General features: G+C 70.9%; 6 protein-coding genes. 5 read left to right on the top strand and 1 reads right to left on the bottom strand.

Features of this window, described 5'->3' with window-relative positions; translation table 11 throughout:
* Positions 1 to 37: 37 nt before the first annotated feature.
* On the bottom strand, positions 38 to 2,185 hold the full coding sequence (locus ABZU75_RS09145) for a glycogen debranching N-terminal domain-containing protein (RefSeq protein WP_355551126.1): 2,148 nt from the start codon (positions 2,183 to 2,185) through the stop codon (positions 38 to 40).
* 188 nt (positions 2,186 to 2,373) lie between these two features.
* Between ABZU75_RS09145 and ABZU75_RS09140 the strand changes: the two genes are divergently transcribed.
* From ABZU75_RS09140 to ABZU75_RS09120, 5 genes are all read left to right on the top strand, one after another.
* Positions 2,374 to 3,510, top strand: coding sequence for a LacI family DNA-binding transcriptional regulator (locus tag ABZU75_RS09140; RefSeq protein ID WP_355551124.1), 1,137 nt, complete (start codon positions 2,374 to 2,376; stop codon positions 3,508 to 3,510).
* 65 nt (positions 3,511 to 3,575) lie between these two features.
* Entirely contained in the window at positions 3,576 to 4,847 is a 1,272-nt protein-coding gene (locus ABZU75_RS09135; RefSeq protein ID WP_355551122.1) for an extracellular solute-binding protein, read from the top strand.
* Between the two features lie 68 nt (positions 4,848 to 4,915).
* Entirely contained in the window at positions 4,916 to 6,016 is a 1,101-nt protein-coding gene (locus tag ABZU75_RS09130) for a sugar ABC transporter permease (protein ID WP_355551120.1), read from the top strand.
* The gene (locus ABZU75_RS09125; RefSeq protein ID WP_355551118.1) at positions 6,013 to 6,900 is read left to right on the top strand and encodes a carbohydrate ABC transporter permease; all 888 of its coding nucleotides are present in this window, start codon (positions 6,013 to 6,015) and stop codon (positions 6,898 to 6,900) included. Before ABZU75_RS09130 ends, ABZU75_RS09125 begins: the two co-directional genes overlap by 4 nt.
* Positions 6,901 to 6,948: 48 nt before the next feature.
* A complete protein-coding gene (locus tag ABZU75_RS09120; RefSeq protein ID WP_350930184.1) occupies positions 6,949 to 7,179 on the top strand; it encodes a zinc-ribbon domain-containing protein in 231 nt (76 codons plus the stop codon).
* The last annotated feature ends 20 nt before the right edge of the window (positions 7,180 to 7,199 follow it).

Genomic DNA, 7,199 nt, shown 5'->3' with positions numbered 1-7,199 from the left:
GCCCGGGCGGTAATCCCCGGGGGGGCGACGGCCGGGCTCAGCTCACGTCCCGGCCTGCCCGCTCGGTGGAGATCCCTGCGGGCAGACCGGTCACGACGACCTCACCCTGCGGGTCGACGGCCGCACCCACCTCGGCTCCGGCGATCCGCAGCCCTCGTACCGAGACCGGTCCCAGCGGAGCGCCCGCGAGCGGCCGCAGCAGTACCCGGCCGGCGGGCACGTCGGGATAGAGGCCGAGCGCCGCGTGCACGAGGGTCACCGCGGCGGCGGCCGACCACGCCTGCGGGCGGCAGGCGGCCGGATAGGCCACCGGACGCCCGAGCGCCGCCCGGTCGTCACCGCCGAACAGCTCCGGCAGCCGGTAGCCGAACGTCTCTCCGGCCGCGAGCAGCCCCTCCGCGAGGGTCGCCGCGTGTTCGGCGAACCCGGCGCGGGCCAGTCCGGCGACCACGATCGCCGTGTCGTGCGCCCAGATCGACCCACAGTGGTAGGACAGCGGGCTGAAGCCGCCGGCGTCCGCCGACATCGTCCGCAGGCCGAAGCCACCGGCCATCTCCGGGGAGACGAGGAGGTCGGCGATCCCGGCCTCCTCGGCCCCGGTGAGCAGGCCGGTGCCGAGCAGGTGGCCGATGTTGCTGGTCAGCGCGTCGACCGGGCGCTTGTCCCGGTCCAGGGCCAGTGCGGGGAAGCTGCCCCGTGGCCCCTCCACCCAGAACCGGGCCCGGAAGCGCTCGGCCAGCGCCGCGGCGTGCTCGCGCCAGCGGGCGGCTCCCGGGCGGCCGAACGCCTCCAGCAGGTCGGCGCCCTGCCGGGCCGCCTGGTGGGCGTAGCCCTGCACCTCGACCAGGGCGATCGGCGGCTGGGCCTGGCGTCCGTCATGGAAGCGCAGCGCGTCGCCGGAGTCCTTCCAGCCCTGGTTGGCCAGGCCCCGGCCGCTGGTGTCGACGTACTCGATGAAACCGTCCCCGTCGGGGTCGGCGTGCCCGCCGAGCCAGCCGAGGGCGGCCTCCAGGTGGGGCAGCAGCGCGGCGATCTCCGCGGCGGGAGCACCCCAGCGCCAGGCGTCGTGCAGCAGGCTGATCCACAGCGGCGTGGCGTCGATCGTGCCGTAGTAGGCGGCGGGCAGGTGCAGTCCGTTGCCCTCGACCGCGAACTCATGTCGGCGCAGCTCGTGCATGATCTTCCCGGGGGCTTCGCCGGAGCCGAGGTCGATCTTGGTTCCCTGCCTGCGGGCCAGCACCCGGAGGGTGCCCATGGCCAGCTCCGTGCCGAGTGGCAGCAGCATCCGGGCGGCCCAGATGCCGTCACGCCCGAAGAGGGTGAGGAACCAGGGCACTCCCGCGCCGAGGAAGGTGTCGCCGGGGGCGGCGGTCTCGGCCAGCCGCAGCGAGCGCAGGTCGTCCATGGACTGCTCGAAGAGCCTGCTCAGCCGGTGGTCGGCGGCGACGACCCGGGGTGCCCCCTCCCCCACCGCCCACTCGGCGGGGCGATCGGGCGCGGTCACCACGGCCTGGGGGTCGCACACCTCGACCCTCCAGGACAGGGTGATCCGGCCGCGGGGCGCCAGCTCGACCGGCCAGCGCAGGAAACCCGTGCGCGCGTACCCGGCGGACTCGGCCCGTGCGCCCGTACCGGTCACCACGACCCGGACGCCGCCGGAGTTCCAGGAGATCTCACCGGGCGCGGTGCACTCGGCCGAGGCCTCCACGGTGTCACCGCCGGACTTCACCACCTCGATGGGGGCGAAGTCGCAGCCCAGCTCCAGGCTCACGACGGCGGCGACGGGGACGGTGGCACTGGAGACGATCTCGACACGCTCCTCCATGCCCCCCGGTACGACCTGCCGGAATCGCTCGATCCGTACAGTGGGATCGGGAACGGGATCACCCAGCCATCGGGCCAGCGTGACGAACCTGGTGGCGCCCGCCCCCTGGGGGGCATGGCCGACGGCCTCGGGCTCCCGGCCGTCGATCGTCAGGATGGCCTGCGACAGGGCGCGGGAGTCCGCGTGGAACACGCCCTGGACACCGGCCGGGCGGATCTGCCCGTCGCCGCCGCTCAGCGCGACGGTCGGCGCCAGCACGGTGCTGACGAGGTCGTGCAGCAGGGGCTGGAGGCGGTAGGCCGCGGTGGAATCGGCCACCGTGACCGCCTGGGGGGTGGGGGATGAGGCGTCGTCGAACACGACTGACTCCCTGAGATCGTGTCGAGCCGGTGACGTCTTGACAGACGACGGCCGGCGGGTGCACATTGCGAAACACTCTCTTTACTTGAACGATCCAATCATTACACTCCGTTTACTTGAACGATCCAATCATGCCTCATCCCCTCTTGAACGTTCAAACCCTCAGAAAGGCGCATATGGCTACAAAGGTGACGATTACCGATGTCGCACGCCGTGCCGGGGTATCGCGCCAGACGGTGTCGAACGTGCTCAACAGCCCCGAACTGGTCCGCGAGGAGACCCGCGACCGGGTGCGGGAGGCCATCGAGGCGCTCGGCTACCGGGCCAGCCAGGCCGCACGGCAGATGCGGACCGGCCGCTCGCGGCTGATCGCCACGCGCATCGAGCCGGACCGGGACGGGATCAACGGCTCGGTCCTGGACCGGTTCCTGCACGGGCTGACCGCCTCGGCGGCCCGAGCCGGATACCGGATCCTGCTCTACGCGGCGGGCGACGAGCGATCGGAGATCGACACCTTCGACGACCTGGTCGGAAGTCACGAGCCGGACGCCTTCGTGCTCACCAGCACCTACCACGGCGACGGCCGCCCCGCGTGGCTGCGCGAGCGGCGGCTGCCGTTCGTCACGTTCGGGCGGCCATGGGGAAACGCGGGAAACGCGGGTGGTGCTTCCGGCGGGGAGGCGGCCGGCGATCCGGAGCACCCCTGGGTCGACGTGGACGGTGCGGCCGGTACCGCGGCGGCCACCCGCCACCTGCTCGACGCGGGTCACCGGCGGATCGGGTTCCTCGGCTGGCCGCCCGGCTCCGGCGTGGGCGACGACCGCAGGTCCGGCTGGACCAGGGCCCTCGTCGGCGCCGGGATCGACCCGGCCGGCCTGGACCAGGCCACGGACGACGGGGTGGCCGACGGCGAGAAGGCGGCCCGCGACCTGCTGCGCGCCGAGCAGCCGATCACCGCGCTGGTCTGCGCCAGCGACTCGCTCGCCCTGGGCGCGCTGCACGCCGTTCGCTCCCTCACGGCATCGGGACAGCTGACCGCCTCGGGACGGCTGACGGCCGAGGGACGTCTCACGGTCGCGGGACAGGCCGGTGGCGAGGAGGGCCTCCCGGTCCGCGTGATCGGTTTCGACGACACGCCGGTGGCGAAGGCGGTGGGGCTCAGCAGCGTCAGCCAGCCGCTGGCCGAGGCCGCGGCCGGCTGCGTCGGCCTGCTCACCCGGCTGTTCGACCCGCCCTCCCCCGGTGCCCCCGACGCCCCCGAGGCCGGTGGGCCCCGCACGCACGTACTGCTCCAGCCGTCTCTGGTTCTCCGGCAGTCGTCATGACCGCATGACCGCATGACCACCTGGTTCTTCTTCAGATCACCCCCCAGGAAGATTGGAAAAGCACGATGAAACAGCCGATCAAGCAGCACAACCTCCGTACCGCGGCACTCGCCGCGCTCGCCGTGGGCACCCTGGCGGCCTCGGCCGCCTGCGGCAGCGGTTTCGACGACTCCGCCGGCCAGAGCAGCGCCCCGCAGAGCAGCGGGCCCGCCAGCCTGCAGGTGCTCATCGGCTCCTCCGGCGACGCGGAGACGAACGCGCTGCGCGCGGCCGCCCAGACGTGGTCGGCGTCCTCGGGCAGCACCGCGACGATCACCCCCGCCCAGGACCTGACCCAGCAGCTCGGCCAGGCCTTCGCCGGGAGCAACCCGCCGGACGTGTTCTACGTCGACGCCGCGCGCTTCGCCGACTACGCGAGCGTCGGGGCGCTGGAGCCATACGCGGACAAGATCTCCGACTCCGCCGACTTCTACCCCGGCCTGCGCGAGACGTTCACCTACAACGGCACCTTCTACTGCGCGCCCAAGGACTTCTCCACTCTGGCGCTGATCGTCAACGACGACCTGTGGAAGAAGGCCGGGCTCACCGACGCCGACGTGCCGACCAGCTGGGAGCAGCTCACCGCGGTCTCCAGGAAGCTCAAGGACAAGCAGCCGGACGTCACCCCGCTGGTCATCGGCGACACCCGCGACCGGGTCGGCGCGTTCATGGTGGAGGCCGGCGGCTGGATCGTCAGCCCCGACGGCAAGCAGGCGATCGCCGACAGCCCGGAGAACGCCGCGGGCCTGAGCTACGTGCAGGGCCTGCTGAAGGACGGGCTCGCCCGGTTCCCCAAGCAGGTGGACGCGGGCTGGGGCGGCGAGGCGTTCGGCAAGGCCAAGGCCGCGATGACCATCGAGGGTAACTGGATCAAGGGCGCGATGAAGGTCGACTACCCGGACGTCAAGTACAGCGCCCACGAGCTGCCGGCCGGCCCCAAGGGCAAGGGCACCCTGTCCTTCACCACCTGCTGGGGCATCGCGGCCAAGAGCAAGCACAAGGAGCAGGCGATCGCCTTCGTCGAGGCGATGACCAAGGCCGACCAGCAGATGGCCTTCGCCAAGGCGTTCGGCGTGATGCCCTCGCGCCAGTCGGCCAAGGACGCCTTCGTCCAGGCCTTCCCCGAGGACGCCCCGTTCGTCGACGGCGCCGAGTACGCCCAGGGGCCGGTCAACGCCCCCAAGATGGACAGCGTGCTGGCCGACTTCGACACCTCCATCCAGCAGCTGCCCGCGGGCGACCCCAAGAAGATCCTGGCGAACCTGCAGAAGAACACCAAGGCCGCGCTCGGCAACTGAGTCAGACCGGTGCGCGGTCCCGGCCCGCCCCGGGCCGGGACCGCGCACCGGACGTGAGGGAGACTGACGTGGCCGAGACAACGACCACCACGCGGCGGCCCACGCGCCGCCTTGGCGACAGGGCCAGGGAGAACATCGCGGGCTGGCTCTTCGTGGCGCCGGTGGTGGTGATCCTCACCCTGTTCATGCTGCTGCCGATCCTGATGGCACTGTGGGTGAGTTTCACCGACTGGAACGGGCAGGGCAGCCCGTTCCGCGCGCAGGTGCCGTTCGTCGGCGTGGACAACTACACCGACCTGTTCACCCAGGACGACCTGGGCCGCCTGAACTTCATGACGAGCCTGCGCAACAACTTCTACTACGTGCTGATCGTGGTGCCCGCCCAGACGGTCCTGGCGCTCGGCCTGGCGCTGATCGTCAACCGCCGGATCCTCAAGGGCAAGAGCTTCTTCCGCACCGCGTTCTTCTTCCCGTCGGTGACCAGCTCGGTGGCGATCAGCGTCCTGTTCCTGTTCATCTTCAGCAACTCCGGCGCGGTCAACAGGCTGCTCGCGCTCGTCGGCGTCGACGGGCCCCCGTGGTTCTCGGACGCGCGGGGCGTGCTGCACCTGCTACTGGGCTCCGTCGGCCTGGTCGATCCCGAGGCACCCCCCGAGGCGCTGACCGGCGGCGGCCCGTTCGGGCTGTCGTGGTGGGACTGGCTGTCCGGCCCCAGCGTGGCCATGTGCACGATCATCATCCTGGTCGTCTGGACCACCTCGGGAACGTTCATGCTGATGTTCCTCGCCGCGCTCCAGGACATCCCGGTGACCCTGGAGGAGGCGAGCATGCTGGACGGCGCCACCCTCCGCCAGCGCCTGCGTTACGTGACGCTGCCGATGCTCAAGCCCACCCTGTTCCTCGTGCTGACCCTCGGCCTGATCGCCACCTGGCAGGTCTTCGACCAGGTGTACGTGATGAGCCAGGGCAAACCCGCGAAAACCACCCTGACCCCGGCCTTCCTGTCGTACCAGACGGCCTTCAAGGAGCTGGACTACGGCTCCGGCGCGGCCATCTCGTTCATCCTGTTCGTGCTCATCGTGGTGCTGGCGGCGTTCCAGCGATGGGTCATGCGCGACAAGGACGGCGGGAACGCGAAACGCCGCACGCCGCGCCAGAGGAGGGCATGATGTCCGCGGCCAAGAATCGCCTCGTCCCCGTCCGCCCGGAGCGGCCGGGCGGGATCCGCTCGCTGGTCTCCACCTTCGGCGGGTACGCCGTCCTGGTCTTCTTCTCGCTGGTCTTCCTCTACCCGTTCGTCATCCAGGTCGCCAACTCGTTCAAGACCGCGCCCGACGCCTCGGCCAGCCCGCTCTCGCCGATCCCCGACCCGGTGACGCTTGCCGGCTTCGAGCGCGTGTTCGCCGACACCGGCATGCCGCTGTGGCTGGGCAACTCGGTGCTGGTGACCGTCGTCATCACCGTCGGCCGGGTGTTCCTCGACTCCCTGGCCGGGTACGCGCTCGCCCGGCTGCGCTTCCGCGGGCGCCAGGCGCTCTTCTCGGCGATCGTCGCGATCATCGCGGTTCCGGGGGTGGTGCTGTTCATCCCGAAGTTCCTCGTGCTGAACCAGTTCGGCATCTACGACAGCTACACCGCGCTGATCCTGCCGGTGATCGCGGACGCGGCCGGCGTGTTCATCATGAAGCAGTTCTTCGAGTCGATCCCGGTGAGCGTGGAGGAGGCCGCGCGGATCGACGGGGCCGGCCGTTTCCGCATCTTCTGGTCGGTGGTGCTGCCGATGGGGCGCCCCGCTGTCATCACCCTGACGATCATCTCCTTCCAGAGCAGCTGGAACGAGTTCCCGCACACCCTGGTGGCCGTCCAGGATCCCAGCCTCTTCACACTGCCGCGCGGCCTGGCCGACCTGGTCAGCGGCTCCCTCGGGGTCGGCACCCAGTATCCGCTCAAACTCGGCGCGGCGGTGCTGGCCACCATCCCGGTCGCGATCATCTTCGTGATCTTCCAGCGTTACTTCATCCGCGGCGCCAACGAGGGGGGCGACAAGGGGTAGCGGGGGTCCCCTCGCGCTTGACCGGCCGGGACAGGGTAGGTGTGAGAGATGCTTATCTTCGGTTTGCGCACGGTGGTCCACCGGCTCGGGGTACTGACCCTGGTCTGCCGCAACTGCGGCAACGCGGCGGCGCAGGTGCTCTCGCGGCGGGTGACCAAGTTCAGCCTGTTCTTCGTCCCGCTGTTCCCGGTGCGGACGAGGTACGGGATGCAGTGCACCTTCTGCGCGGCCTCGTACGACATCCCCAAGGAGGAGGCGGAGCGGCCGGCGGTCCGCTGACCACCGTGTCCGGCGTGGCC

This window comes from Streptosporangium sp. NPDC005286 (genome assembly GCF_040607515.1).
Taxonomy (GTDB): domain Bacteria; phylum Actinomycetota; class Actinomycetes; order Streptosporangiales; family Streptosporangiaceae; genus Streptosporangium.
The sequence above is the reverse complement of the archived record's forward strand: the minus strand, read 5'-3'. Positions and strand labels throughout refer to the sequence as shown.

Coding starts and splice junctions, on each gene's coding strand:
- ABZU75_RS09135 (WP_355551122.1), top strand. CDS start 3,576: ATGAAACAGCCGATCAAGCAGCACAACCTCCGTACCGCGGCACTCGCC.
- ABZU75_RS09125 (WP_355551118.1), top strand. CDS start 6,013: ATGATGTCCGCGGCCAAGAATCGCCTCGTCCCCGTCCGCCCGGAGCGG.
- ABZU75_RS09120 (WP_350930184.1), top strand. CDS start 6,949: ATGCTTATCTTCGGTTTGCGCACGGTGGTCCACCGGCTCGGGGTACTG.